This window comes from Streptomyces sp. NPDC111507 (assembly GCF_055638955.1).
Window position 1 is genome coordinate 331,690 of the sequence record NZ_JBVKBU010000007.1, and the last position, 23,016, is coordinate 354,705.

Below are 23,016 nucleotides of genomic sequence, written 5' to 3' on the forward strand. Positions count from 1 at the left end.
GAGTGTGGGGACGGCGGGCGCTCGGACTCCTGCACGTTTCGCGCGTGTTTCTGCAGGATCGGCGCAGTGCGGTGGCTCTGGCGGGGGCGCGGGGCGGATGTGGTGCCCGCGGTGCGCCGGAGGAGAGGGGCGGGCGGGACGGGCCGGGGCGGGCCGTGGAACGCGGCGTCAGCCCGCGCGTCGGACCGCGGCGGGGGTCGTGCCGAGCTTGGCGCGCATCACGCGCGTCAGGTGTTCCTGATGGGAGAAACCGCAGTGGACGGCCACGTCGGGGATGGGCAGGACCGTGGTGCGCAGCATCCGGCGTGCGTGGTCCAGCCGCAGTTGCAACAGGAACTGGTGCGGAGATTTTCCGGTGCTGGTCCTGAACTGCCGACTGAACTGGCTCGCGCTGAGCCCGGTGGCCGCGGCCAGATCGGAGACGCGCAACGGGTCGGAGATGTGTTGCTCCATCAACTCCCGTGCGGACACGAGCTGTTGAGTCGTCAGTCCCGACATCGCGCCGGCCGCGGCCGGAGGCCGACCGGCCGTGTGCGCGTGGGCGAGCTGGGCGGCGAGCATGCCGACGAGGTGATCGACGTAGGTGCGCGCGGAGGGTTCCCACTGCCGCACGGCGCCGTCCAGGGCCAGCATGACCTGCTCGATCAGGGGATCCGAGCTGCCCAGTTCCTCGGCGAGTTCCACCGCTCCGCGGCCGCCGTGCGCTTCCTGGAGGGCCGAGTCGCTGAGATAGAGGTGGACGGTGTCGAGGCCCCCCTGGAGTTCGACGTCCAGCGCGCGACCCGCCGGGTGGACGAAGAGCCCCCCTGCCGGAATCCGCTGGGCCCGCATCGCCCGGCCGGACCGACGCCGGACGGTCACCGGGCCACTGAGGTGAAGGATCAGCAGATGAGTGGGGGCGCTGTCGAAGGTCGAGTGGTACGGCGTTTCCCGCTGGGTGGACAGATATGCGTGCTCCCAGCCCAGGCCCGAGCTCGTCCGGTCCGGGGCGACCCATGCCTGGCGCAGGATGCCACCGGTGTCGAGGAGGCCCAGCTCAGACATCGTTCCATCCCCGATCTCGGCGGTGGTGCCCATGCGAGCCTCCCATACGGTCGGCGATCAGGTCCATATTGTTGAGTGCTAAATCATTGTCGGATATTCCCGCCGGGGGAGGAGGTGTGTCGGTCGGCGGGACGCCGACGAATGGTCAGGTCGGGCGGGCCGGGTCCGGAACCCGCCCCGCTATCGGCGCGGGCAGCCGGACCGGGCCCACCGGTCGCGACCCCACCGGAGGCGTGGCCGCCCGGGACGACGCGGTCGTCGGGTGGTTGCGTGAACGATGTCCGTGTGGTCCCGGTGGAGCCTGGCGCGCCAGGACGCCGAGGAGGCTTTCGGCTCAGCGACTCGGCGACTCAGCGGTTCGGCGGCTCAGTGGTTCGGATCCGGGTTGCCCTGCAGGCGACCGGCCGCCTCGACGGCTTTCGCCGTGACGTCGGTCGCGGTGCGCGTGGCCCTTCCGGTCACACGCCAGGCGACCATGCGTAGCGCGGTGGCCGGAGTGGGCGGGAAGACGCCGAGTTGGCCGAGCATGGTCATGTCGTCGCGCACCGCTTCGTGTCCGACCACTTTGCCGTCGCGGAGTTCGAGCACGTGGATCTGTTCGAAGTCGATGTCACGCCCGGTGGGGGGTATGGCCTGGTCGAGAGCGCCGTCACGGAAGCGGACGAACGGACCTGTGTGGCGGCCCTGCATGCGAAGCCTTACCCAGACCTGTTCGTCGTTGCGGGCGATGCCGAGGACGGGGAAGGTCAGGTCGCTGAAGGCGAAGCGCATCCACGCGCCTGAGGCAAGGACTCCCGCCGGTCCGGGGAGTGCGCAGGCCGTGGGTGACACGGCTGCCTCGCGGTTGTGGAAGTCCTCGTGCACCACCTCTGCGGCCAGTGCCGGATCGCCTGTCTCGAGGACCCGGAAGAGTCCGTGGGCCAGGTCCGTGGCATCCATGCCCATTGCGTTGATCCTTTTCGACGGGTGTGCGATCTGAGGGGTGACGCCGACCGGTCCGAGGGGGACAGGGGGCGGTCGTAGCCAGGCCGAGCGCGTGGCCGGCCGGAGATATTGAGGTTATAGCACGCCTAATGAATTCACGCCTTAGGATGACGCAATGCCGTCCAAGCGCCGCTACGTCTCCCCGCTGCGCGAGCAGGCCGCCGCACGGACGCGGGCACTGATCCTCGGGCAGGCCACGGAACTGTTCGCCGAGCGTGGCTACGGTCGCGTGACCGTCGCCGACATCGCTTCAGCGGCCGGCGTCGCCTCGAAGACCGTCTTTGCGAGTGTCGGGAGCAAGAGCGACATCCTGAACCGGATCGTCGACCAGGGTGTGATCGCTTCTGGTTACGAGCAGGCCATGGAGGACCTGCTCGCTCTGCGGACACCGGAGTCGGTCCTGAAAGCCCTGGCCCATGGCACGCGGATGGGCAACGAGGGGCAGTTCGCCGTGCATGAAGCGATCCGCAAGGCGCTGCCCGTGCATGAGAACGGCGAGGCCCTGTGGGAGCGCGCGACCGCGGCCTACCGGGACGCACTGCGCGCGACCGCCCAGCACCTGCACCAGCTGACTCCGCCGCCCTCCCACTCGGTGCAGGAGACGGCTGACCTTCTCTGGTACTGGTTCGGTCCCACCGGCTGGCGAACGCTCGTGGTGGAGAACGGCTGGTCATGGGAGCGCGCCGAGGAAGTCCTCTACCGTACTTCGGTCGCCACCCTTCGCTGACACCGTTCGCCGAACCGGACGCGGGAGTGACCGGTCGCTCGTGCCCTACGGATGGGTTCGTCGAGGTGCGATCAACGGCAGACTTTGGAAAGGTCCCGGCCGTGGGCCGGGGCAATCCGCAGGTCCGGAAGGGAGATCGAGATGGCACGAGTTCTCTACACGGCGGAGGCAACCGTGACCGGCGGCCGTGTGAACGGCCACGGGCGCACTCATGACGGAGCCCTGGACGTTCAGCTCCGCGCGCCGAAGGAGATGGGCGGCGAGGGGGGTGGCACGAACCCCGAACAGCTCTTCGCGGTGGGTTATGCGGCCTGCTTCGAGGGCGCACTCGGCGTGGTGGGCCGTCGCGAAAGGGTCGGAACGGGTGACGCTTCGATCGAGAGCCGGGTCAGCCTCCTGCCCACGGAGGATCGCGGTTTCGCACTTGCCGTGGAGCTTCACGTGACCCTGCCGCAGATCTCGGATCCCGAGCAGGCAGCGCAGATCGTCGCGGCCGCACATCAGGTGTGTCCCTACTCGAACGCCACCCGGGGCAATATCGACGTCACCTTGACCGCCAACGGTCACGGGGTCACCCCGGGCGTCGGCGACTGAGTCGGCCCGGCCCGGCTCACTCCCGGCGGGGGAGCGGCTCCTTCCGGGTTGGGCCACCACAACGACTGGTGGTCGTGGTCGCCGTCGGGCGGTCCGTCTCCGTCCAGGATGGCGGCCTCGACCAGGGGCGCGGCTACGGCGCGGGCCGCTGTCTCGGCGCTGGGGTCGTGGTCCGGCCAGGCACTGATCCAGGTGCCGTCGTAGAGCAGGATCGAGCGGCACCCGTGCGGGCGCGGCGGCCAGCCGGTGGGCGAGTGACTTCTCGCCCGTGGCGCCTGCCTGCTGGGCGAGGTCGAAGAACAGCTCGTGCAGCCAAGCGCGGTAGTCCTGCGCGGCCTGTTCGACGACACCGCCCGGCAGGCGTCGGCACTCGCGCCGATGAACGCGCAGCCGCGGAACCCCGGCTCGGTGAACGACAGCCCCCGCACCTCGAACGCGCCGACCAGGCGCTCTTTCGGGATGTCGTAGCGGGCTTCGAGTCCGCGTGCCATGCGCTCGGCGGTCGCCGCGTGCCGTGCCTGGAGACAGGCGCGGACCAGGCCGTCCTTGCTGCCGAAGGCGCCGTACAGCGTTGCCTTGGCGACTTTGGCGTGCTCGATGACGTGGTCGATCCCGACCGACTACTGGACTCCCTCGGCGTAGAACAGCGCGTCGGCGGTGGCCGGCGGCCGACAGCCGCGCCCGTGCGGCCACCCTGCGTTCCCGAGGGGACCGCATCTGCTCAGACATGGGTGACCATGAGGTGACCATGGGCAGACAGATCTGTCTGTCTTCGAAGGCGCATCCCATGTCTGTGGAGCGCGAGGACAACCTCGACTTGCAATCCACTACCGCTCTCCACGAGATCAACGCGGACGGCGGCTCCGTCCGGTGCGTCGAGGCGGACCTCGAGGACTCAGCCGGCATCGACCGGCCGGCCGCCGAGGCCGGTGAGGCGTGAGGCAGGTGAGGTCGACGTCCTAGACAACAACGCCGGGCACGCGGTCTGGGCACCGAACGGGGAGACGAAGGTCTCCGGCTACGACGCGATGTTCGTCGGCAACGTGCGCGCGGCGTGCTTCGTCGTCGCGGTATTCGCCCTGGCGACGGCGGCGAAGGGATCGGGTAACGTGATCAATATCGGCAGCATGGCGGGCAGCCTCGGCGTGGCCACCGGTGCCGCGTACGGCGCGACCAAGGCCGCGCCGGCATCCATGACGCAAGGCTGGGCGGCCGAGTACAGCGGCCGCGGCGTCCGCTCAACACGGTTGCCCCCGGTCCCGCCCACACCCGGCCCCATGCTCGCGACCTGTTCGACGGCCTCGGCGGGACCACTGCGATGAAACGCGTGGCCGAGCCCGCCGAAGTCGTCGCCTTCGTCGTCTCGCCGAAGGCCGGCCAAGTCACCGGCGCGACCATCGCCGTCGACGGCGGCCGCACCGCCATCCGAACCCGCCCGTTCCTTGTGCGGGGATCGGGCACCAGAGCTGATACGACGCACACATGAAAGGTCACAGCCATGAACAGGCTGGACGGAAAGGTCGCCGTCGTCACCGGCGGCAGTAGCGGTATCGGATTTGCCACCGCGCAACAGTTCGTGGAGGAAGGTGCCTTCGTGTTCATCACCGGACGGCGCCGGCCCGAACTGGAGAAGGCGAAGGACGAGATCGGCAGGAACGTCACGGCCGTCCAGGGTGACGTCAGCGTCTCCGCCGACCTCGACCGGCTCTTCCGGACCGTCGCGGAGGAGAAAAGGAAGATCGACGTCGTCGTCGCCAACTCAGGTCTGGTCGAACCGCAGGTGTTCGGCCGGATCACCGAAGCGGGTTTCGACCGTACCTTCAACGTGAATGCCCGGGGCACCCTCTTCACCGCCCAGAAGGCCTTGCCCTTGATGAACGACGGCGGTTCGGTCATCCTCGTCGGATCGATCGCGGGCCACATCGGCGTCGAGGGGTACACCACCTACAGCGCCACCAAAGCCGCCCTGCGTTCCTATGCCCGCACCTGGACCAAGGAGCTCAAGGGCCGCGGCGTCCGGGTCAACGTCCTCAGCCCCGGCCCGATCGACACCCCGATCTTGGACGGCCAGGCGGACTCCAAGGAAGGCGCCGACGCGATCAGAGAGGCCTTCGCATCCGCCATTCCACTCGGACGCATGGGACGCCCCGAGGAGGTCGCCGCGGCCGCCGTCTTCCTCGCATCCGACGAGAGCAGCTTCTGCGCAGGCATGGAACTGAGCGTCGACGGCGGCATGGCACAAGTCTGAGGGGGGAGCCCGTCGAACGGGGGTTCCCGACCCCGTCACGTCGCGGCCCGTCAAGCGGCTCCCGACAGGCCCGCCCGGAGGGCGTCGAGCAACTGGTCCAGGTTCCCCAGCCGTTCGGCGCCCATCGCTCCGAAGGCCTCCCGCAACACCTGTTCCCCCGCCGCTGTCCCCGCGGCGAGCGCCTTGGCGCCCTTCGGGGTGAGGCGCACCGGCTTGGAGCGTCCGTCATGGGGATCCGCCGTCCGCTCGACCAGTCCCGCACGCTCCAGCGCGGCAAGGGAAAGACCGCCGGCCGTCATGCAGTCGTCGACCACTCCGCGCAGGTCGGACCCGAGCGACAGAGACCACAGTCCGACCTCTAGGGGGCACCTTCCGACCACTCACGGCCAGCACTTCGGAGGGGTACGCCGAGATGACCGCCGTGAACTGTCTCGCGCCGTAGGTGGTCTTCGCCGCCAAGACCGCAAAGCTCCTGCACTGCCCTGAGGTCGGGCCGAATGGTCATGCCCAGAAGATGTAGACACTGGCATCATTGTTGTCGTTGACATCATTGTTTCCAGTGACTACATTCAGCGTCGCAGATCCTGCGGAAACCCCGAGGGCTGTTCGTCGAGGCGGCAGGTCGACAGTGAACCTTCCGTCTCACCTCGGCCTCGGCCCACCCGGCTATCACTACGGAGACCTCTCATGCCTCTGCCGCGCCTCGGGCGGTTGCTTCGCCCCGCCGCCTTCGGCGGCATCCCCACCGGTGCACGACTGGAGCGCATGCAGGCATCTCCTCAGTACGCCGACGGCAGCTTCCGCAATCCGACGGCCACCCTGACCATGGCTTCCGGCTCCGCGCTCGACTTGGCTCGGACGAACGTCCACCGCGCCGATCGCGTCCGTCGCAGGCCGGCCACGGCGATCCCCCTGCACCGACCGACCCTCACGGGACCCGACGCGGCGCCGGAATCCGATCTGCGACTGACCTGGACGGGGCACTCCACCGTTCTCACCGAGATCGATGGCGCAAGGCTGCTGTTCGACCCGGTATGGGGCGATCGGTGTTCACCGGTGGGCTTCGCGGGACCCCGACGACTCCACCCGGTCCCGCTGCCCCTTGAGGACGTCGGCCCCGTGGACGTGGTGGTGATCTCCCACGACCACTACGACCATCTGGACATGCCCACCATTCGCGCTCTCGTCGGCACGGGCGCCCAGTTCGTGGCCCCGCTGGGCGTGGGGGCGCACCTGGAGCGCTGGGGAGTCGCACCCGAACGGATCACGGAGCTGGACTGGCACGAGTCGACTCAGGTCGCAGGTCTGACACTGACTGCCACACCGGCCCGGCACTTCTGCGGACGAGCGCTGCACCGCCGTACGCTCTGGGCATCCTGGGTGGCGACCGGTCCCAGGCACCAGGTCTTCCACAGTGGGGACACGGGTTACTTTCCCGGCTTCGCCGAAATCGGGGCGGCACACGGTCCGTTCGACGCGGTGATGATGCAGATCGGCGCCTACAGCGACTTCTGGCCGGACATCCACATGACACCGGAGGAGGGTCTCCGCGCCCATCTCGACCTGGGCGGAGGCGAGCCGCACGGTGTACTGCTGCCGATCCACTGGGGCACCTTCAACCTGGCCCCGCATCCGTGGGAGGAGCCTGCCGAGCGTACGTACGCGGCCGCTGCTGAAGCAGGTGCTCGGGTTGCCCTGCCCATACCGGGTCAACCCTTCGAACCTGGCGGCGAATTGCCCCAAGCCCCGTGGTGGCGCGCGGTGGCGGCGCCCGTGTCCGACGCGGCCTCGACCGTCTCCAAGGCCCGCCGCCCGGCGGGCGCTCGCCCCGCACCGGCTCAGCAGCAGCCGTAACTCCGACGCACAACAGGGCCGCGAGCGGTGTCTCGCGGCCCTGCATCGACTTGAGCCGCGCGGGCGCCCGCGCGGAGACTTCCGCACCCTGTAGCGGACGGCCGCTGCGGTGGAACCTGATGTCGAGAGGGTTTGTCTATCCGTGGTCCGGACCTGATGGGGCGGTGTCGTTCGAGGTTGCTTCGGGTCTGGAATGGAGCACGTCGCGGGCCTGTTCGGCGGCGCGGGTGATGCTTTCGCTGATGAAGTCGAGGAAGCGGGCGATGTTCTCCAGGCGGGTGGCGGCGGGGGTGTCTCGGCCGAGGACGGCGACGCCTTGGCGTGCGGTTTCGACGAGCTGGTCGTTGGCCCGGGCGCTGGCGATCGTCGCCTGGTAGAAGAGTTCGTCGTCGACGACGTAGCGGTCGCGGCGGCGTTCGTCGCGTTCTCTGCGGACGAGGCTCTGGCTCTCCAAAAAGGTGATCGCTTTGGAGATGGACGCCGGGCTGACCTGGAGGTGCTGGGCGAGTTGGGACGCGGTGAGGTTGCCCGCGTCGGTGATGAACAGGCAGGTCAGTACCCGGGCCGTCATCTTGGTCATGCCCGAGGCCATGAGGACGGTGGTGAGCGTCTCCTCGTACTCGGCGACGGCCTCGGCGTCGCGTCCGTGCGGCTGGGCAACCGACTCCGGCCCTCGGGAGGAGGCGGGCCTCCGCCGGTGGGCGCGGCGCTCGGTGGCGCGGTGGGCCAGGTCGGCGCGGTAGGCGGTGGGGCCGCCGTTGCGCATCACCTCACGCGTGATCGTCGAGGTCGGACGGTCGAGGCGTCGGGCGATCTCGGCGTAGGGGAGGCTGTCGGCCAGCCCCAGCGCGATCTGCTGGCGTTCCTGCTGGGTGAGCCTGCCTCCCGGCATCGCAATCTCCTCGGTGGTCCTTCGTGGCGGTCTCTGCCCCCACTGTAGCGTTCACGTCTTACCCATTGCAATGACCAGGATGGTTGCCGTTGCGTTCCTGTCAGAACCGTTGCAACAATTTCTAGGCACCTACCTGCATAGATGTCAATTCTATGCAACGAGCTCGTTGTCAGCTCCTTGAAAGCAACGTAGCGTTTCCGATGTCAGAAACAACGAGCGAGCACGGGAGAGCATGATGCAGAAGTTCGACACCCCCGCCCCGATCTCCGCCGTCCTGGACATCCCCGCCGGACGCGTCCAGTTCATCGCCGCGGACCGCGCCGACACCACCGTCGAGGTCCGGCCCGCCGACCCCTCCAAGAGCCGCGACACCAAGGCCGCTGAGCAGACAGAAGTCGCCTACGCCGACGGCGTCCTGCGGATCACGGCCTCGACCTCCAGCAACCAGCTCTTCGGCCCCTCCGGTTCCCTGGAAGTCACCGTCCAACTGCCCGCCGGCTCCCGCATCGAGGCCAAGGCCGCGAGCGCCGAGCTCCGCGGCGTCGGACGCCTCGGCGACATCGCCTTCGAAGGCGCGTACCGCCAGATCAAGATCGACGAGGCCGCGAGTGTCCGCCTCACCGCGATCGACGGCGACGTCGAGGTCGGCCGGCTGGGCGGCTCCGCGGAGATCAGCACCGCACGGGGCGACATCAGGATCACCGAGGCCGTGCGCGGCACGGTCGTGCTCCGCACCCAGTCCGGCGACATCTCGGTCGGCGCCGCCGCCGGCGTCTCGGCCGCCCTGGACGCCGGCACCGGCTACGGCCGTGTCAGCAACGCGCTCAAGAACGACGGCACCGCCGAACTCGACATCCGCGCCACCACCTCCCGCGGCGACATCACCGCCCGCAGCCTCTGAACGAACTGAACCGGAACCAGCCAGGGGGAACACATGACGAAGAACAGCACTTCCTCGATCAGTTCGAAGTGGACCGGCATGGTGTCGGTCGACGACACGGCCCTGGCCGTCACCGACACCGGCGGTCCCGGTATCCCCGTGGTCTACCTCAATGGCCAGTTCGCCACTCAGGGGTACTGGCGGCGGGTCATCGCCGAACTGGGCACGGGGTGGCGACACATCACCTACGACGAGCGGGCCCGCGGCAGATCGAAGCGTTCGGCGGACTATTCCTTCGAGGCAGCCGTCCAGGACGTCGATGCCGTTCTCGCGGCCAGGGGTGTGGACCGGGCGCTGGTGGTGGGCTGGTCCTACGGGGCGGTCGTCGGGGCGCACTGGGCCCGCCGGAATCCGGAGCGTGCCCTGGGCGCGGTCCTGGTCGACGGCGCGTTCCCGTACGACTGGCTCGACGAGGCCATGGAGCAGCGGATCCGGAAGCTGTTCCGGCGGATGGGTTGGTTCCTGCCGCTGCTGCGCCCGACGGGGCTGGCCCCGCGGATGACCGCAGAACAGCAGGCGAACAGCAACATCGAGCTCGGCAGGCTCTCCCGCGAGCGCGAGCTGGGCCCCGTGCTGGACGACATCACCGTCCCGGTGCGGTACGTGGTCGCTTCGGGGACGTCCTTCGGAAGCCGCGGTGACGAGCAGGAACGGATACGCACCGGTCTCGATGCGGTGATCGCCCGCAACCCGAACATACGGATCGGCGCGAAGGTCGCCGGCAACCACGGTGCGATCCTCAAGAAGGACTTCCCGTCCATCGCCGAGGCCGTACGCGAGGTCGCCGCCCTCGATCGCGCGGGGCGGACGGGGTGAAGCCGTAGCGGCCGAGCACGTTGAGGGGGTCACGGAAGCGCGGGGAGAAGTGCCGGCGAACTTCCCGTAGGTCTCGGCCTGTTCATCAGTAGTGCCGGTCCGGGCCCCTCGGGCGCGGACCGGCACACGCGGGTCGATCGGATCCCGTCAGTGGCTGTGGCCGCCACCGCTGTGGCCGCCGTCGGGGCCGACGATCGTCCACGGGCGCATCAGGTCGTCGTCCTCGTGTTCGAGGAGGTGGCAGTGGTGGATGTACGTCGCCGGGAGCTCGGCGCCGCTGTGCGGAATCGACGCGATGTCATCCTTGGGCGGGACGAATTCCTGAATGATGATTCTGGTCACCATCTGCGCAGGGGCCTTGACCGTGTCTTTGTAGGACTGCGTTTCGTCCGGGTTCGGCGGAATCGGTGGGCCGGTGAAATAGTTGGCCAACACCGGGTAGTCCTTTGGTTTGCGGCCATGGTAGATCCACTTTTCGTAATCCGCCTGGTAGTGGGCCGCGTCGATCGGCTGCCTGTTCAGCACCTGGAAGTTGACGAGGTGGACATGCATCGGGTGGGCGTCGTGGTTGGGATTGATGTACTCCCAGATCTCGGTCGAGCCCTCCTTGATGAAGTCCTGGGACGGCTCCATGTAGGGCACCGCGTTGAGCGTCATCGTCCTGAAGAGCTTGTGCTGGTACACGACCCATTCCCGCCGACGGGTGTGTGGTTTCGGTTTGATGGGTGCGACCGCCTGCAGCCCGAGTTTCTCGGGCGGCGTCGTCCTGTCCCTGTCTCCGGACAATGGCTTGACCCGAAACTCCATGATGTCCGCGATTTCCGGTCCGCAGCCGGGGACGCCGGGGAAGTGGACCTGCGTTCCCGGGTAGTTCGTCAATCTGACCTTCGTGCCCGCGCGAACCTGACTGAAGTCGACGATCAGGTCGTACCGCTCGGCTGGGCTGATCAGGAAGTCCAGCATTTGCAGCGGGGCGCGGAAGCCGCCGTCGGTGCCGATCAGCCAGAACGGCAGTGGGGGCTCATGAAGTGCGTCTCTGGGGTCTACGTCGAACTTCAGCCGCCAGAAACGCTCGTTCGAAGCGTTGAGAATGCGCAGCCGGTAGCGTCGCCGCTCGACGTCCAGGAAAGGGTATGCCTTCCCGTTGACGACCGGGGTGTCCTCGCCTTCCCTGTCCACCATGGTGTACGCGAGCGAGCCGTCCCGGTTGAAGGTCCGGTCCTGCAGGATGAGGGGGACCTCGAATTCGCCTTGCGGCAGTCCGAGCCGCTCGTCGGCGGGGTCACGAATGAGGTAGAGGCCGGCAAGGCCCGCATAGACGTTGAGAGCGCTCATCCCCATGGCGTGATCGTGATACCAGAGCATGCACGAATGGTCGTGGTTGGTGTAGCCGTAGATCGCTTCGTTGGGTTTGGCCCGGCGTGGGTCCAGGGTGGTGTAGCCCTCGGCATGGAAGCCCTTCGGGCTGAACGACTGCTCAGGCAGGCCGTCGGACTGTGGTGCTGTGTAACCGCCGTGCTGGTGTACGACGTTCCACACGTTGATGTCATCGGGGAACTGCTTGACGTACTTGTAGGGAGGCGGAGGGACCGGGGCGACCAGGGGGTTCTTGTGGCGAATCTGGTCGATCACCTTCTGGAACATGTGGGTGGTCGGCAGCTCGTTGCGCCACTTGACGACCGTCGGGTGGTCCCTGGTCGTGCTGATGGTAGCCCCGAGATAGCCCATGCCGATCGGCTTGTGAGGATCGTGCGGGTTCGTGGCCCAGTAGCCCCACGCGGGTGACGGCGCGAGATCCCGGTGGAAGCGCCATGAGCCCTGCCGCATCGTGAACTCGTAGTAGTCGGCGCCCGGATAGACGGAAGGATCCGAGATGGCTGTCAGCGGCCTGGGCAGCGGGTCGACGAACCTCTTCAGCGGAGGGGTGTTCGGTGTCCCTGAGGGGTCCTCACACCCTGCCGGCGGGTGAGCCGTCGCGGAATACGCCCGCGTTCCCAGAACACCACCTGGAAACATGGCCGCGGCCCCCAGGCCACCGGCCATGAGGAATTTCCTTCGCTCAATCATCGTCCCTGTCCTTCCGTCGCCTCACGCAGCATCCAAGGAATACAGGGGCTTATTCGGAGCGTAAGTGCAGCACGCCAGTCGGTTCTGAGAAGGCCACTCATTGAGCCGATCTCGGCAGTAAATCAGAAGGCGTCGGAATCGGAATCAAACTATTACCGCAAATCTGAATACGTACGCCATTTGAATACATGCGCCATTCTTCTGGCGCGTCCCATTCGGCTGCGTGACGGACTGTGCGGCCGACTGATCGTTTCAGAATGAGCTTCGGAGTCGCCTCAAGCACATGTTGCTGCGCGCGAGTTGAAGCGCTCGACCACCCAGCGGGTCGTGGAGCCGCACGGAAACGGGACCGGAGGATGCGGCGCCGGGACGGCCGCGCGCATCGGCGACCATGAGACGGATAGGCGGGTCGCGGATGAGCGCTCCCTCCGCAGGTCGTCGGCGCCGGCCAGGCGACGTCAAGAGGCGACAACACGGCTTGATGCACGCCCGGCGGTCTCAGCAGTTCGCGCTGTAGCGGACGCATCCGGGTGGCGGGGTGTGGCTGTGGTCCCACTCGTGCTGCGCCGCCGTCAGCGATCCGCCTGCCAGGAGGGCCACCAGCAGGTGCGCGATCACCGTCCAGCGGGCACGAAAGACTGCCGCGAGAACTGCCAGAACGAGTACGGCGATCAGCAGCATCCGTACCCGCCCGATGTGCGCGAGCCCGGCCGCGTCGATCTGTGTTTGTTCGCCTTGCGCCGCCCATACCTCCAGGCCGTAGCCATATATCCAGTCCAGCACGAGCCACGCGGTCTCCAACAGGAGCAGCGGGATGGCGAGGGCGAGGTCCACGCCCCGGCGTGTGGGGTGCGACCAGGGGCGTCGGCGTTCCGGGGCTGGAAGGGTGTCGGTCATGGCTGCAGGGTGCCGCGGCTGGTCGTGGTGCGCATGAGTACCCGTACTCAACTCCGGTCGGGCAAAGCGGCAGGTGAGGAGTGGCGCTCTGCCCCGACTCGACGACACAGCCGAGTCGTTCAGAGCCTGTCGTGTCAACTCGCTTACCTGAGGGCACGTTGTAAGACCTCTATGGCAGCGGCCGATCCGGACGCGGGGATGTGACCTGACGAACGGTCAAGTTCCGTCTGTGAGCGCCGAGGACCGTGGTCAACAACGCCGTAGCATCTGTCTGGTGAAGATCAATGGAATATTCCAAAAGGGTCTGAGACCCGCTGCGGCCACCGCGTATTTGGCGGTGGCCATGCTGTTGGTGTCGGCGGGCACCGCTCAGGCGGCTCCCGGCGACAACCCCAACAAGCTGACCACGATCACCTCGTCCTCGGAGCTGTCGAAGCTCCAACTGGTCGAGCACCGCGTCCCGACGGCCTCTCTCGACAATCTGGCGAGCGAGATGGGTACGTCCCGTGGGGTCGACCAGGTCCTCGCCAGTGCCAACCACCCGATGCGGAACGCGGCGAACTGCAACAGCACCGAGACCGCCGCCCTGCCGGTGAAACCGACCGCTGAGTCCGCGTACTGCTGGGACACCGGTGACGCGGTGACGCAGGACTGGCTGCCGCAGTCCGTGACCTCCTCCGGTGACGCGGACAACGACGGCGTGTGGGGCACCAACAAGGTCATCCTGTCCGGGTGGGGACAGAACGGCACCACCACCACCGACCACATGGGCCGTATCGCGTTCATCGACGCCAACGACCCGAACAACCTCAAATACCGCTGGGTGCTGCCGGTCATCCCGCTCAACGGCGGCACCGACTACCGCGCGCTCAAGTCCCACATGGGCGGCATGGTCTGGTACCAGGACAAGCTGATCGTCACGTCGTGGGAGCAGGACTCCGACAACAACGTGATGTACATCTTCGACATGAAGCGCATCCTCCAGGCCACCGTCAACAGCTCCGCGGTCGGCAAGGTGAGTGGCGGATGGTCGGCGGACGGCTACCAGTACGTGATGCCGGCCATCGGCTCCTACAGCCTCGCCGGCGGGGCCTGTAGTTCGGCCAACGACGACTCCCGGCCGTGCTTCGGCTCCATCTCGCTGGACCGCAGCAGCGTGCCGGACAGCCTGGTCGCCACCGAGTGGTTCTCCTCCGGCGGCACGCAGCCGGCCCGCATCTGGCGGTACGACTTCAGCTCCGAGCCCGGCTACCTCGCCACCGACAGCAGCAGCCACGTGAACGCCTCGAAGGCGTACGAGACGAACGCCGTCGGGCTGCAGGGCGTGCTCTCGCACAGCGCCACCAACGGTGGCACGCCGAACTTCTACGTCGACGACGCGCGCGGTGGTGTCGGCCAGCACGGCATCCTGTGGCGGCAGAACACCGGCGGAGCCACGGCGGCAGCCAACTGCGGGCAGGACATCACATACGCCTGCTGGGGCCAGCACACCGAGAGCATGTCCTACTGGTGGAGTACGGGCCGGGTGTGGACGCTCACCGAATGGGCGGCCGACAGCACAGGTCACTGGACAGGAACCGACACCGCGATTCCGCAACGGGTGCTGTTCTCCGTGCCGTTGACCTCGATAGACAACTCACTCAGCTGACCGGAACGTGTGCCCCGGGACGGCGATTCCCGGGGCACATGTTCCGTCACGCCTCACCGAGCGGTTTGCCCAGTTCATCCAGCCGGGCGCGGACCCTCTCGGCGTCGGGGTGGGCGAGTTCGTCGAAGAGGGTGAGGGCGCTGTGCCAGGCGGCTCGGGCGGCCTCGTGGTCGCCTCTCGCACGGTGCGTGTCACCGATGCGGACGAGGGTTCCCGCCTCCTCGGACGGCACGCCCAGGTCCCGGAAGATGGTGAGAGCGTTGCGGTAACTGGTGAGGGCCTGCGGATGGTCGCCGAGATTGTGGTGGGCGTAGGCGATGCTGTCCCAGGTGGCGGCCTGGCCGATGTGGTCTCCGAGATCCCGCTGAATGGTCAAGGCCTCGAGGCAGTGGCTGAGGGCCTGTTGGTGATCCCCGAGCGTCGCGTGGTCCCAGCCGACCGCGTTGAGGGCGGTTGCCTGCGCGGCCTGTCGGCCAGTGGCCCGGAAGAGATCCAGGGCCAGCTGATCGTGCCGGAGGGCGCCGGGGAGGTCACCGTGCTGCTCGGCCTCCCAGCCGAGGCTCAGGTGGACGTAGGCCCGTCCGGTGTCGTCTCCGAGTTCGGTGAAGAGTTCCAGGACACGGTCGAGGTGGGCAGCGGCTTCGTCGCGCAGGCCCAGTCGGCCCGCAACCCGGGCCAGTCCGAGCAGGCCGTGAGCTTCCACGACGGGGTCGGACAGCCGCAGCGCGGCGTCGCGTGCCGTCCGTTGGGCGGTCGCCCAGTCGTGCCAGTGCCCCTGTCGGTCGAAGAACCGCTCAAGGGACGAGACGAGAAGGCAGACAAGGCGGTCCGATCCCGAGCTCCTGGCCGCGTCGATGACGGCGAGCAGCACCGCGTACTCGGCCGTGAGCCAGGCCAGGGCCGACTCGTCGTCGGCGAGTGGTTCGGGGAGGGTCCCTTCGGGCAGAGGCGGGAGCGGCATGGTGTCCACGTACGGTGCGATCAGCCGACCGGCGGCGTGCGCCGTGTACAGATAGTGCTCGAACAGCCGGTTCACGGCCACCCGGCACTCGGCCTCGCTGTGCTGGGTGTGCGCCAGTTCGGCGGCGTAGGCGCGGAGCAGGTCGTGGAAGGCGTACCGGCCGGGGGCGTGCTCGTTGATGAGGTGCACACGGGAGAGCTCGGTCAGCAGCAGCCGCGCCTCCCGTACCGCGAGCCCGGCCAGGGCGGCCGCGGCCGGCGCGGTGACATCAGGTCCGGGATGCAGTCCGAGCAGTCGGAAGAGGCGGGCGGCGGCGGGGGAGAGGGCGCGGGAGGACCAGGAGAAGACCGCGCCGACATCGGCCGACGTGTCGGCCTCGATGAAGGCGTCGAGACTGCCATGGGCCTCGCGCAGCTCGGCGGCGACGGCCGACAGCGAGAAGTGCGGGTGGGTGGCCGCGCGGGCGGCGACGCAGGCCAGGGCCAGTGGTAGCCCGGCGCACAGTGTGGTGATCTCCGCCGCCGCCTCCCGCTCGGCGGAGACCCGCTCGGCCCCCAGACGGCGGGTGAGGAGTTCCCGTCCCTCGTCGGTGCCGAGCGGACGCAGGGTGAGGGACTGGGCCCCATGAGCGGCCACCAGACCGGAGAGCTGGTTGCGGCTGGTGACGATCGTGAGGCAGCCGGGCGTGCCGGGCAGCAGCGGCCGCACGTGATCGGAATCCCGCGCGTTGTCCAGCAGGACGAGGAACCGGCGTCCGGCCAGCAAGCTGCGGTAGAGCGCGGCCTGGGCGTCCAGACCGTGCGGGACGCGTTCCGGTGGTACCCCCAGCGTGTCCAGAAAACCGCGGACCGCTTCGTCGGGACGCATGACGGCCCCCGAGGGGTCGAAGCCCCGCAGATTGACGTAGAGCTGCCCGTCGGGATAGCGATCCGCGACCCGATGGGCCCAGTGCACGGCGAGCGTGGTCTTGCCGATTCCGGCCATGCCGCCGATGGCACTGATCACCACTGTTTCGGCGGGCCGCCCCTCGCTCGACAGCGGTGCGAGGACCTCGGCCAGTTCGGCCCGCCGGCCGGTGAACGTCGGCAGATCGAGCGGCAGTTGCGCGGGCACGGGCAGGGAGGCCACTCGCGGACCGACGACGTCCGAGGGCGCTGGACCCTTGGCGGTGCGCGCCTCGGAGGCGCCACCTGCGGGCCCGGCCGCCGTGGATGCCGCGTCGCGCAGCACCGTCTGGTGGGCGTCGCGCAGCTCCGGTCCAGCATCGATGCCCAACTCGTCGGCGAGACGGTTCGACACGGTGAGGTACGCGCTGAGCGCCTCGGCCCGTCGACCGGTGGCCGAAAGAGCGAGAATCAGCCGGGCCATCAGCGGTTCGTCCAACGGGCTGTCGGCAGCGGCCTCCCGGAGCCGGGGGAGGACCACACCGGGCACGTTCGCACGCAGCGCCACATCGGCGGCCTCCTTCACGGTCGCGAGGCGCTCGCCCTCCAGTGAGACGAACGCCGCGTGTGCGCGCGCCTCCACGGGGATTCCGTGGGCCGTCGGCCCCTGCCACAGCGACAACGCCTCGGTGAGGAGGTCCACGGACCGTGCGGATGCTCCGTCCGAGGCGGCCCGCCGGGCCTCGACTCGCAGGGCACGGAAGCGCAACAGGTCCAGAGAGTCACTGTCGGCCACCAGTCGGTATCCACCCGTGTCCCGGAGCAGCCACCGGCCCGTCGCCCGGGTGGGAAGGCCGGGCTCCAACAGGCGGCGCAGTGCCCCGACATGCCGGTGGACCACATTGACCGCGGTGTTCGGCGGACGCCCGCCCCACAGGACGTCGACGATCTCGTTCAAGGAGACCGGCTGACCTGCCCGTACCAACAGCAGTGCCAGCAGCGCCCTTTCCTGTGGACGCGCGAGGTGCAGCTCCGTCCCCGCCCGCCAGACCCGAACCGGTCCGAGTACCGCGAACCGCACCGGATCCGGCGCCACCTCATGCCCCCTCTGGTCTTCCACCCCGGCGCTCACCCTACGTCACGCCGCTGGGACGCCTACGTGTAGGACGACCGGCATACGGCAGTGTCCTGGAAGCCTCCGGCATCGGCTGAATTCCGGGCCGCGCGTGCGGTCACTCCTCCGTCGGCAGCCGGCAGCCGCGCAGGCCTAGCGTGCACGTGCACCGGGATCCGTACGGGCGCCACCGGGCCCGACTCCGATTCCTGCACCGCGAAGACCAGCAGCAGGCCCGTCCCGTCCGACGCGTACGTCATTCAGCCACGAGCCCGCGGCGCCCTGGGTGTCGTACCAGCGCAACGCGTCGTGGGAGTCGTCGAGCAGCCTGCGCCGCATGGTCCCGGCGGCCGGATCGATCACGGCTCGTGGCAGATCGCTGTCGCTCTCCCTGTCGGCCGCTCGGCCCGATCCCGACCGTTCGGAGTCACTGAGTGTCAACCGGTGCCACTGTACGTAGTGGAGCATCACCGTCGGGTCCGGTCCGTCCGACTCGCTGGGCCGGTGTCACGAGTCGTGCGCGTCGACGGTGTGCCACAGCCAGAAGGCCTCGTCCCAGGAAGCGGCTCGTCATCGCCATGTCGTTGATCACCATGGGTTCGTCGACCCCGGCCACGACGGTGGGACCGCGCCGCGCCGTGCCATCGGGTCCGATGATCGACCAGGTCAGCGACACCGGGGGACTTCCGCAGCGGATGCGGCGGGGTGGGGGCGGTCGCAGCATGAGAAGCAGAGGTCCTCGCCTCAGCGCCCGGCCGGGGGTTTCCTCGCGCTCTCGGTTTCCGACATGGAGGCGCCATCCGCGGAGGTGTCCGATGGCTCAACCCGATGCGAATCGAGGACTCGGAGCGACGGGGAGCGGCGAGTCTCCGCCGTCCAGAATGACGCCGCCCAGAATGACGCCGTCCGGAATGCCGGCGGCCGATGTACAGGCCGATGTGTCCAACGGCGAAGCCCTGCGCACCAACAGTGTGTTCCTCGGTTTCGCCCCCTGGATCATCTTCGACGTGGTGGCGAGCCCCAGTACGTGGAAGTACGCCGCACTGGCAGCGCTCATCGCGGCCCTGGTGTTCAATGTGCCCGACCTGCGGCGCGGGAGCTTCAAGATTCTGGAGGCGGCGAGTCTGGTGTTCTTCGCCGTCATCTTCGTACTCGGGCTCGCGGTGGACCGTCAGGACCTGATGTGGCTGGAGACCTACGCGCAGACGTTGGCCAACGGGGTGATCGCCGTCGTGGCGCTCGGTTCCCTCGCTTTCACACCATTCACCGAGCAGTACGCACGTGAGTCGGTGCCCCGCCAGTACTGGGACACACCCTTGTTCCGGCGCACCAACAGGATCCTGACGGCGGTGTGGGGCGGGGTGTTCCTGGTCACGGCCCTGCTGGGGCTGCTCGCACTGCACGTGAAGTCGGGGTCGGACTGGCTCAACTGGGTCATCCCGATCGCCTTGCTGGTCGCGGCGATCCGCTTCACGAAGTGGTACCCGGCACATGTCAGGGCGCAGGCGCGGGGCTGACCCGGCGGAGGCCACGCTCCGCAGTTCGCGTGCGTCGACCGTGACGTCTCACCGCGTTCGGTTCCTCCCGTAGCGGGGGAGAGGTAAAGCAATCGTATGGTCTAGTCCAAGAGTTATCTGGTCTAGGCCAATCTATTGGCATGGACTCAACACCTGCAGGAAGCTGGGGCGACTCTCCCCCACCTCCTGGAGGCACGCAGTGAGACGTCTTCGCGCATGTCTGGGCGCGGCAGCCGCCGTTGGACTCGCCGCAGCGGGCACGACCGCACTGGTCGCGGGCAGCGCTTCCGGCGCGACCTCCGCACTCAGCAACCGCTGGTACGCCGCGGCTCCCTACCTGATGCCGCTCGACAACGACCCGCCGGACCCGGCCACCATCATGGACGCCACCGGCCTCAAGGCGTTCCAGCTCGCCTTCGTCCTCGCCCCCAACGGCGGCGGCTGCAGCCCCACTTGGGGCGGTACGGCCGCGGTCTCCTCGGACACCGCCGTGCAGTCGGTCGTCAACACCATCCGTGCCAAGGGCGGCGATGTCTCCGTCTCCATCGGCGGGTACGGCGGCACCAAGCTCGGCCAGGTGTGCTCGGACGCGGCTGCCACGGCGGCGGCATACCAGCAGGTCATCACCAAGTACGGCCTGCACGCCATCGACTTCGACCTCGAAGAGCCGGAGTACGAGAACACGGCGGCCATCAAGAACGAGATCGGCGCCGCGAAGATCCTCCAGCAGAACAACCCCGGACTCTACGTCTCCGTCACCACCGCCGGCACCGCTGACGGCACCGGCTGGTTCGGCAAGCAGATGCTGCTGGAGGCGAAGTCACAGGGCTTCACCCCGAACAACTTCTCCATCATGCCGTTCGACGGCGGCTTCAACGGCGCGGCGTCGCAGACCAGCGCGCTGACCAACTTCAACCAGATCCTGCAGTCCACCTTCGGATGGGACCAGGCGACCGCCTACGCTCACGAGGGCTTCTCCGGGATGAACGGGCGCAGCGACGCCGGCGAGTTCTTCACTCAGACCGACTTCCAGACCGTGCTGGACTACGCCACCAGCCACAACATGGACCGCTTCACGTTCTGGTCCCTCAACCGCGACCGTCAGTGCACCCCGGCCGACAACGGTGGCCGGACCTCGGGCACCTGCTCCAGCGTGGCGCAGAACTCCTGGGACTTCGCCAAGTACTCGGTGAAGTTCGCCGGGGCCACGCCGCCCTCCTCGACTCCTACCCCGACGCCGACGCCCACGCCCCCGAGCACCGGGTGCAAGCCGGCCTGGAGCTCGACCGCGGTCTACACCGTCGGCAACGAGGTGTCGTACAACAACCACAACTGGAAGGCCAAGTGGTGGACTCAGAACGAGACCCCCGTCGCCTCCGACTGGGGCGTCTGGCAGGACGAGGGTGCCTGCTGACCATCTGACCGTCTGACGACGACCTGACCGTCTGACGATCCGACCGCCTGAGGTCTGCCGGACCGGTTCGGCGGGGCCCGTGAGGTGCCCCGCCCACCGGGCGCCGCGCGGCCCGGAGCTCAGTGCCTGGTGCGTGACCGTGCGCCGATCAGGGCCGCCACCACGTGCGCCGGCCCTTCAGAGGGACGAAAATGGGCAGAGGCCCGGTCGCCGAGGACACGCGGTGCCTGCCGAGAGGAACGTCGCCATGCGCGGACAGCCGCCATTGCCGTCAGGGGCCGTTCGTGGTGCACGTACCGGCGCGGGCGGCGAGCACGCATGACGCCGGGGCCGGGCGGTGCCGCGATCCTACGACGGTCGATTCAGGTCACCTGCTCGGCGAGCGTCGGCTTCTACACGTTCCTGTACGGCCTTCACCAACCCGTAGCGGCACTGTACGCACTGTTCACACCGATCGCGCTCGGCCTGTTGTCCACCATTCCCGGGACCGGCCGGCAACAGGCATGGATCACCTTGCGGACCCTGCCGTTCGGAGTGGTCTTCGTCGCGCTGGGCACGGCACTCGCGGTGAGCACGGCGGCCGCCGTGACCGGCATGCTGATCGTCGGATTCCTGCTGAGTTTCACCGTGGTGGCCGGACCTCGTACCGCGGGCCCCGCCCCCGGTCTCCAACTCCTCTACATCCTGGCCTGCTTCCCGCCGTACGCCCCTCAGACGCTGGGCGCCCGGCTGACAGGCGTGGCCGTGGGCGTCGTACTCCTCTCCCTGTGCCAGGTGTTCGTGCTGTCCGGTCCACCTGCCACGAGCTACCGGATCGTGCTTGCCGACGCGCTGGAGACGGCCGCCGCGGCAGCGGTCCATCCGGCTCGTGTCTCCGTCGCGAGGCTGCGTGATCTCAGCGAGGGGATGCGGCTGTCGCAGGTTTCCCCAGGTGAGCGCCCGACCGGCCCGGGGCGCCGGGACCGGGCCCTGGCGCAGGCGGGAGCCGCGGTCCGCCGGGTCCTGGACCAGTTGGCGTCGCGGAGCACGACGTCCGCGCCCCCTGGCACGACACCGCGCACGGATCGATCGTCCGCCGCGCTCCGCGAACGCGTCGCGCGGACGTGCGAGGACACGGCTGCGGCCCTGCGTGCCGGTGAGCGGCCACCGACGGCCGACGCGCTCGACAGGGCGATCCGGCAGTTCCAGGCGGAACGGATCCGCCGTGCGGCCGACCAAGGGGAGCCCGGTGCGGACACCGACGTCCTGCGGCGACAGGCGGCGGAGCTGACACTGGCCGAGTCGACGTGGATCGCGGTGACAGCCGTGGGTGTCTCCACCACCGGGCGCAGAACCTCGCCTCTCCGGCCCCGCGAACTCTTCTGGTACGCCGACCTGCCCACGACGCAGCTGTGGGCGCGTCGCATCGTGGGCAACGCGACGCATCGCTCGGTGTGGTTCCAGAACGCGGTACGGGTCGCGTGCGGCCTCGCCCTCGCCCGTCTTGTCGCGGGCACCCTCGACCTCACGCACGGATTCTGGGTCCTCCTCACGGTCCTCACGCTGGGGCGTACCACGGTCGGCGCCACCTGGCGGGCCGTGCGCCAGGCCCTGATCGGCAACCTGGTGGGGGCGGTCGCGGCAGGTGCGCTGCTCATCGCCCTCGGCCGGCACCTGGATGCCTACGCCGTCCTGCTCGTGCCGGGCATGCTCATCGCCTTCGCTCTGGGCCCGCGGCTCGGAATCGCCTACGCACAGGGACTGTTCACGCTGGTGGTCACCCTCGCCTTCGCCCAGATCACCCCGACCGGCTGGCGACTGTCGGAAGCCCGCATCGTCGATGTCGTCACCGGCAGTCTCATCGGCCTCCTGTGTGGGCTGCTCGCCTGGCCGGCGGGGGCACGGAAAGAGGTTCACCGCACCATGGCGGGGCTGCTGCGCTCGTGCGGGACGCTGGTACCCGCCACGGTCGAGGCGCTACTGGCCCCGTCGACCGCTCCGTCTGCGCCCGCGACATTGCCGACGCTGCGGCATCTGCGTCTGGCGGAGTCCGCCTATGCGCAGTTCCGCAGCGAGCCACCCACCGCCTGGGAGGGCGCCCAGGCGGACTGGCACGGGGTGCTCGTCGTGGCGTACCACACGGTGCTCGGTGCCCAGCGGCTTCCTTGTTTCGATGTGCCCCTGGCCGATGTGCCGCCCGACGCGTGCGCATGGGTCCGTGGGACGGCCGCCGAGCTGACGACGGAAGCCGACCGCATCGCCACGTACTTCACCACCGACGAACGCCCCGTGCCGGGCCGGAGTCCCGCCGGCCCACCGTTGCCGGAGCACCACCCGGCCCTGCCCACACTCATCGATCTCGAAGTGTGGCTGACCGCCATCGACCACCAGCTCGCCCGCATCGAAGACTCCGTCGGCCCCAAGGCCTGATCCCGA

At 68.7% G+C, this 23,016-nt stretch carries 21 protein-coding genes and 1 pseudogene; 13 read left to right on the top strand and 9 right to left on the bottom strand.

Going from position 1 to position 23,016, the window contains the following annotated elements; all coding sequences use genetic code 11:
• Positions 1-168: 168 nt before the first annotated feature.
• Together ACZ7M2_RS28590 and ACZ7M2_RS28595 are read right to left on the bottom strand one after the other, a co-directional pair.
• Positions 169-1,077 (bottom strand): helix-turn-helix domain-containing protein, encoded by a 909-nt coding sequence (locus ACZ7M2_RS28590; RefSeq protein ID WP_471597705.1) that lies wholly within the window; start codon positions 1,075-1,077, stop codon positions 169-171.
• A gap of 333 nt (positions 1,078-1,410) precedes the next feature.
• Positions 1,411-1,989 carry an ester cyclase gene (locus ACZ7M2_RS28595; RefSeq protein ID WP_471597706.1) on the bottom strand — a complete coding sequence of 193 codons (579 nt, stop codon included), beginning with the start codon at positions 1,987-1,989 and terminating at the stop codon, positions 1,411-1,413.
• Between the two features lie 154 nt (positions 1,990-2,143).
• On the opposite strand from ACZ7M2_RS28595, the gene ACZ7M2_RS28600 reads away from it, so the two are divergent.
• Positions 2,144-2,755: a TetR/AcrR family transcriptional regulator gene (locus ACZ7M2_RS28600; RefSeq protein ID WP_471597707.1), complete on the top strand. Its 612-nt coding sequence runs from the start codon at positions 2,144-2,146 to the stop codon at positions 2,753-2,755.
• 141 nt (positions 2,756-2,896) lie between these two features.
• Entirely contained in the window at positions 2,897-3,349 is a 453-nt protein-coding gene (locus ACZ7M2_RS28605; RefSeq protein ID WP_471597708.1) for an organic hydroperoxide resistance protein, read from the top strand.
• Here ACZ7M2_RS28605 and ACZ7M2_RS28610 read toward each other — a convergent pair.
• Positions 3,319-3,840 (bottom strand): hypothetical protein, encoded by a 522-nt coding sequence (locus tag ACZ7M2_RS28610; protein ID WP_471597709.1) that lies wholly within the window; start codon positions 3,838-3,840, stop codon positions 3,319-3,321. The genes ACZ7M2_RS28605 and ACZ7M2_RS28610 overlap by 31 nt on opposite strands.
• Positions 3,841-3,885: 45 nt before the next feature.
• A pseudogene (locus ACZ7M2_RS28615) lies at positions 3,886-3,960 on the bottom strand (TetR family transcriptional regulator); the annotation flags it as partial.
• A 176-nt stretch (positions 3,961-4,136) separates the two neighbouring features.
• Here ACZ7M2_RS28615 and ACZ7M2_RS28620 point away from each other — a divergent pair.
• From ACZ7M2_RS28620 to ACZ7M2_RS28635, 4 genes are read left to right on the top strand one after another with little or no spacing between them, the layout of a single operon-like run.
• Complete coding sequence (locus tag ACZ7M2_RS28620; protein WP_471597710.1) at positions 4,137-4,289, top strand: hypothetical protein; 153 nt, start codon at positions 4,137-4,139, stop codon at positions 4,287-4,289.
• A complete protein-coding gene (locus ACZ7M2_RS28625; RefSeq protein WP_471597711.1) occupies positions 4,279-4,671 on the top strand; it encodes an SDR family oxidoreductase in 393 nt (130 codons plus the stop codon). Before ACZ7M2_RS28620 ends, ACZ7M2_RS28625 begins: the two co-directional genes overlap by 11 nt.
• On the top strand, positions 4,638-4,835 hold the full coding sequence (locus tag ACZ7M2_RS28630) for a hypothetical protein (protein ID WP_471597827.1): 198 nt from the start codon (positions 4,638-4,640) through the stop codon (positions 4,833-4,835). Before ACZ7M2_RS28625 ends, ACZ7M2_RS28630 begins: the two co-directional genes overlap by 34 nt.
• A gap of 12 nt (positions 4,836-4,847) precedes the next feature.
• Positions 4,848-5,597 carry an SDR family NAD(P)-dependent oxidoreductase gene (locus tag ACZ7M2_RS28635; protein ID WP_471597712.1) on the top strand — a complete coding sequence of 250 codons (750 nt, stop codon included), beginning with the start codon at positions 4,848-4,850 and terminating at the stop codon, positions 5,595-5,597.
• A gap of 50 nt (positions 5,598-5,647) precedes the next feature.
• Here ACZ7M2_RS28635 and ACZ7M2_RS28640 read toward each other — a convergent pair whose 3' ends face one another.
• The gene (locus ACZ7M2_RS28640) at positions 5,648-5,911 is read right to left on the bottom strand and encodes a MarR family winged helix-turn-helix transcriptional regulator (protein ID WP_471597713.1); all 264 of its coding nucleotides are present in this window, start codon (positions 5,909-5,911) and stop codon (positions 5,648-5,650) included.
• A gap of 373 nt (positions 5,912-6,284) precedes the next feature.
• Here ACZ7M2_RS28640 and ACZ7M2_RS28645 point away from each other — a divergent pair, with 373 nt between their 5' ends.
• Positions 6,285-7,451 carry an MBL fold metallo-hydrolase gene (locus tag ACZ7M2_RS28645; RefSeq protein WP_471597714.1) on the top strand — a complete coding sequence of 389 codons (1,167 nt, stop codon included), beginning with the start codon at positions 6,285-6,287 and terminating at the stop codon, positions 7,449-7,451.
• A 136-nt stretch (positions 7,452-7,587) separates the two neighbouring features.
• On the opposite strand, the gene ACZ7M2_RS28650 is transcribed toward ACZ7M2_RS28645, so the two are convergent.
• Complete coding sequence (locus ACZ7M2_RS28650; protein ID WP_471597715.1) at positions 7,588-8,343, bottom strand: helix-turn-helix domain-containing protein; 756 nt, start codon at positions 8,341-8,343, stop codon at positions 7,588-7,590.
• A 235-nt stretch (positions 8,344-8,578) separates the two neighbouring features.
• Here ACZ7M2_RS28650 and ACZ7M2_RS28655 point away from each other — a divergent pair, with 235 nt between their 5' ends.
• Both ACZ7M2_RS28655 and ACZ7M2_RS28660 read left to right on the top strand, forming a co-directional pair.
• Positions 8,579-9,244 carry a DUF4097 family beta strand repeat-containing protein gene (locus ACZ7M2_RS28655; RefSeq protein WP_471597828.1) on the top strand — a complete coding sequence of 222 codons (666 nt, stop codon included), beginning with the start codon at positions 8,579-8,581 and terminating at the stop codon, positions 9,242-9,244.
• A 33-nt stretch (positions 9,245-9,277) separates the two neighbouring features.
• Positions 9,278-10,099 (top strand): alpha/beta fold hydrolase, encoded by an 822-nt coding sequence (locus ACZ7M2_RS28660; protein WP_471597716.1) that lies wholly within the window; start codon positions 9,278-9,280, stop codon positions 10,097-10,099.
• A gap of 147 nt (positions 10,100-10,246) precedes the next feature.
• On the opposite strand, the gene ACZ7M2_RS28665 is transcribed toward ACZ7M2_RS28660, so the two are convergent.
• Entirely contained in the window at positions 10,247-12,142 is a 1,896-nt protein-coding gene (locus ACZ7M2_RS28665) for a multicopper oxidase family protein (protein ID WP_471597717.1), read from the bottom strand.
• 522 nt (positions 12,143-12,664) lie between these two features.
• On the bottom strand, positions 12,665-13,063 hold the full coding sequence (locus ACZ7M2_RS28670) for a DUF6234 family protein (protein WP_471597718.1): 399 nt from the start codon (positions 13,061-13,063) through the stop codon (positions 12,665-12,667).
• 274 nt (positions 13,064-13,337) lie between these two features.
• Between ACZ7M2_RS28670 and ACZ7M2_RS28675 the strand changes: the two genes are divergently transcribed.
• Complete coding sequence (locus ACZ7M2_RS28675; RefSeq protein ID WP_471597719.1) at positions 13,338-14,711, top strand: hypothetical protein; 1,374 nt, start codon at positions 13,338-13,340, stop codon at positions 14,709-14,711.
• Between the two features lie 46 nt (positions 14,712-14,757).
• Here ACZ7M2_RS28675 and ACZ7M2_RS28680 read toward each other — a convergent pair whose 3' ends face one another.
• Positions 14,758-17,676, bottom strand: coding sequence for an AfsR/SARP family transcriptional regulator (locus tag ACZ7M2_RS28680; protein WP_471597720.1), 2,919 nt, complete (start codon positions 17,674-17,676; stop codon positions 14,758-14,760).
• A gap of 890 nt (positions 17,677-18,566) precedes the next feature.
• Here ACZ7M2_RS28680 and ACZ7M2_RS28685 point away from each other — a divergent pair.
• From ACZ7M2_RS28685 to ACZ7M2_RS28695, 3 genes are all read left to right on the top strand, one after another.
• Complete coding sequence (locus ACZ7M2_RS28685) at positions 18,567-19,187, top strand: DUF3159 domain-containing protein (RefSeq protein ID WP_471597721.1); 621 nt, start codon at positions 18,567-18,569, stop codon at positions 19,185-19,187.
• A 199-nt stretch (positions 19,188-19,386) separates the two neighbouring features.
• A complete protein-coding gene (locus tag ACZ7M2_RS28690) occupies positions 19,387-20,601 on the top strand; it encodes a carbohydrate-binding protein (protein ID WP_471597722.1) in 1,215 nt (404 codons plus the stop codon).
• Between the two features lie 318 nt (positions 20,602-20,919).
• Complete coding sequence (locus ACZ7M2_RS28695; RefSeq protein WP_471597723.1) at positions 20,920-23,010, top strand: FUSC family protein; 2,091 nt, start codon at positions 20,920-20,922, stop codon at positions 23,008-23,010.
• The last annotated feature ends 6 nt before the right edge of the window (positions 23,011-23,016 follow it).

Excerpts from the sequence above, each read along its gene's own strand:
- ACZ7M2_RS28600 (WP_471597707.1), top strand. The coding sequence starts at position 2,144 with ATGCCGTCCAAGCGCCGCTACGTCTCCCCGCTGCGCGAGCAGGCCGCC.
- ACZ7M2_RS28670 (WP_471597718.1), bottom strand. The coding sequence starts at position 13,063 with ATGACCGACACCCTTCCAGCCCCGGAACGCCGACGCCCCTGGTCGCAC.
- ACZ7M2_RS28685 (WP_471597721.1), top strand. The coding sequence starts at position 18,567 with ATGACGCCGTCCGGAATGCCGGCGGCCGATGTACAGGCCGATGTGTCC.
- ACZ7M2_RS28660 (WP_471597716.1), top strand. The coding sequence starts at position 9,278 with ATGACGAAGAACAGCACTTCCTCGATCAGTTCGAAGTGGACCGGCATG.
- ACZ7M2_RS28620 (WP_471597710.1), top strand. The coding sequence starts at position 4,137 with ATGTCTGTGGAGCGCGAGGACAACCTCGACTTGCAATCCACTACCGCT.
- ACZ7M2_RS28605 (WP_471597708.1), top strand. The coding sequence starts at position 2,897 with ATGGCACGAGTTCTCTACACGGCGGAGGCAACCGTGACCGGCGGCCGT.
- ACZ7M2_RS28635 (WP_471597712.1), top strand. The coding sequence starts at position 4,848 with ATGAACAGGCTGGACGGAAAGGTCGCCGTCGTCACCGGCGGCAGTAGC.
- ACZ7M2_RS28665 (WP_471597717.1), bottom strand. The coding sequence starts at position 12,142 with ATGGCCGGTGGCCTGGGGGCCGCGGCCATGTTTCCAGGTGGTGTTCTG.
- ACZ7M2_RS28590 (WP_471597705.1), bottom strand. The coding sequence starts at position 1,077 with ATGGGCACCACCGCCGAGATCGGGGATGGAACGATGTCTGAGCTGGGC.
- ACZ7M2_RS28650 (WP_471597715.1), bottom strand. The coding sequence starts at position 8,343 with ATGCCGGGAGGCAGGCTCACCCAGCAGGAACGCCAGCAGATCGCGCTG.
- ACZ7M2_RS28695 (WP_471597723.1), top strand. The coding sequence starts at position 20,920 with ATGACGCCGGGGCCGGGCGGTGCCGCGATCCTACGACGGTCGATTCAG.
- ACZ7M2_RS28610 (WP_471597709.1), bottom strand. The coding sequence starts at position 3,840 with ATGGCACGCGGACTCGAAGCCCGCTACGACATCCCGAAAGAGCGCCTG.
- ACZ7M2_RS28655 (WP_471597828.1), top strand. The coding sequence starts at position 8,579 with ATGCAGAAGTTCGACACCCCCGCCCCGATCTCCGCCGTCCTGGACATC.
- ACZ7M2_RS28645 (WP_471597714.1), top strand. The coding sequence starts at position 6,285 with ATGCCTCTGCCGCGCCTCGGGCGGTTGCTTCGCCCCGCCGCCTTCGGC.
- ACZ7M2_RS28595 (WP_471597706.1), bottom strand. The coding sequence starts at position 1,989 with ATGGGCATGGATGCCACGGACCTGGCCCACGGACTCTTCCGGGTCCTC.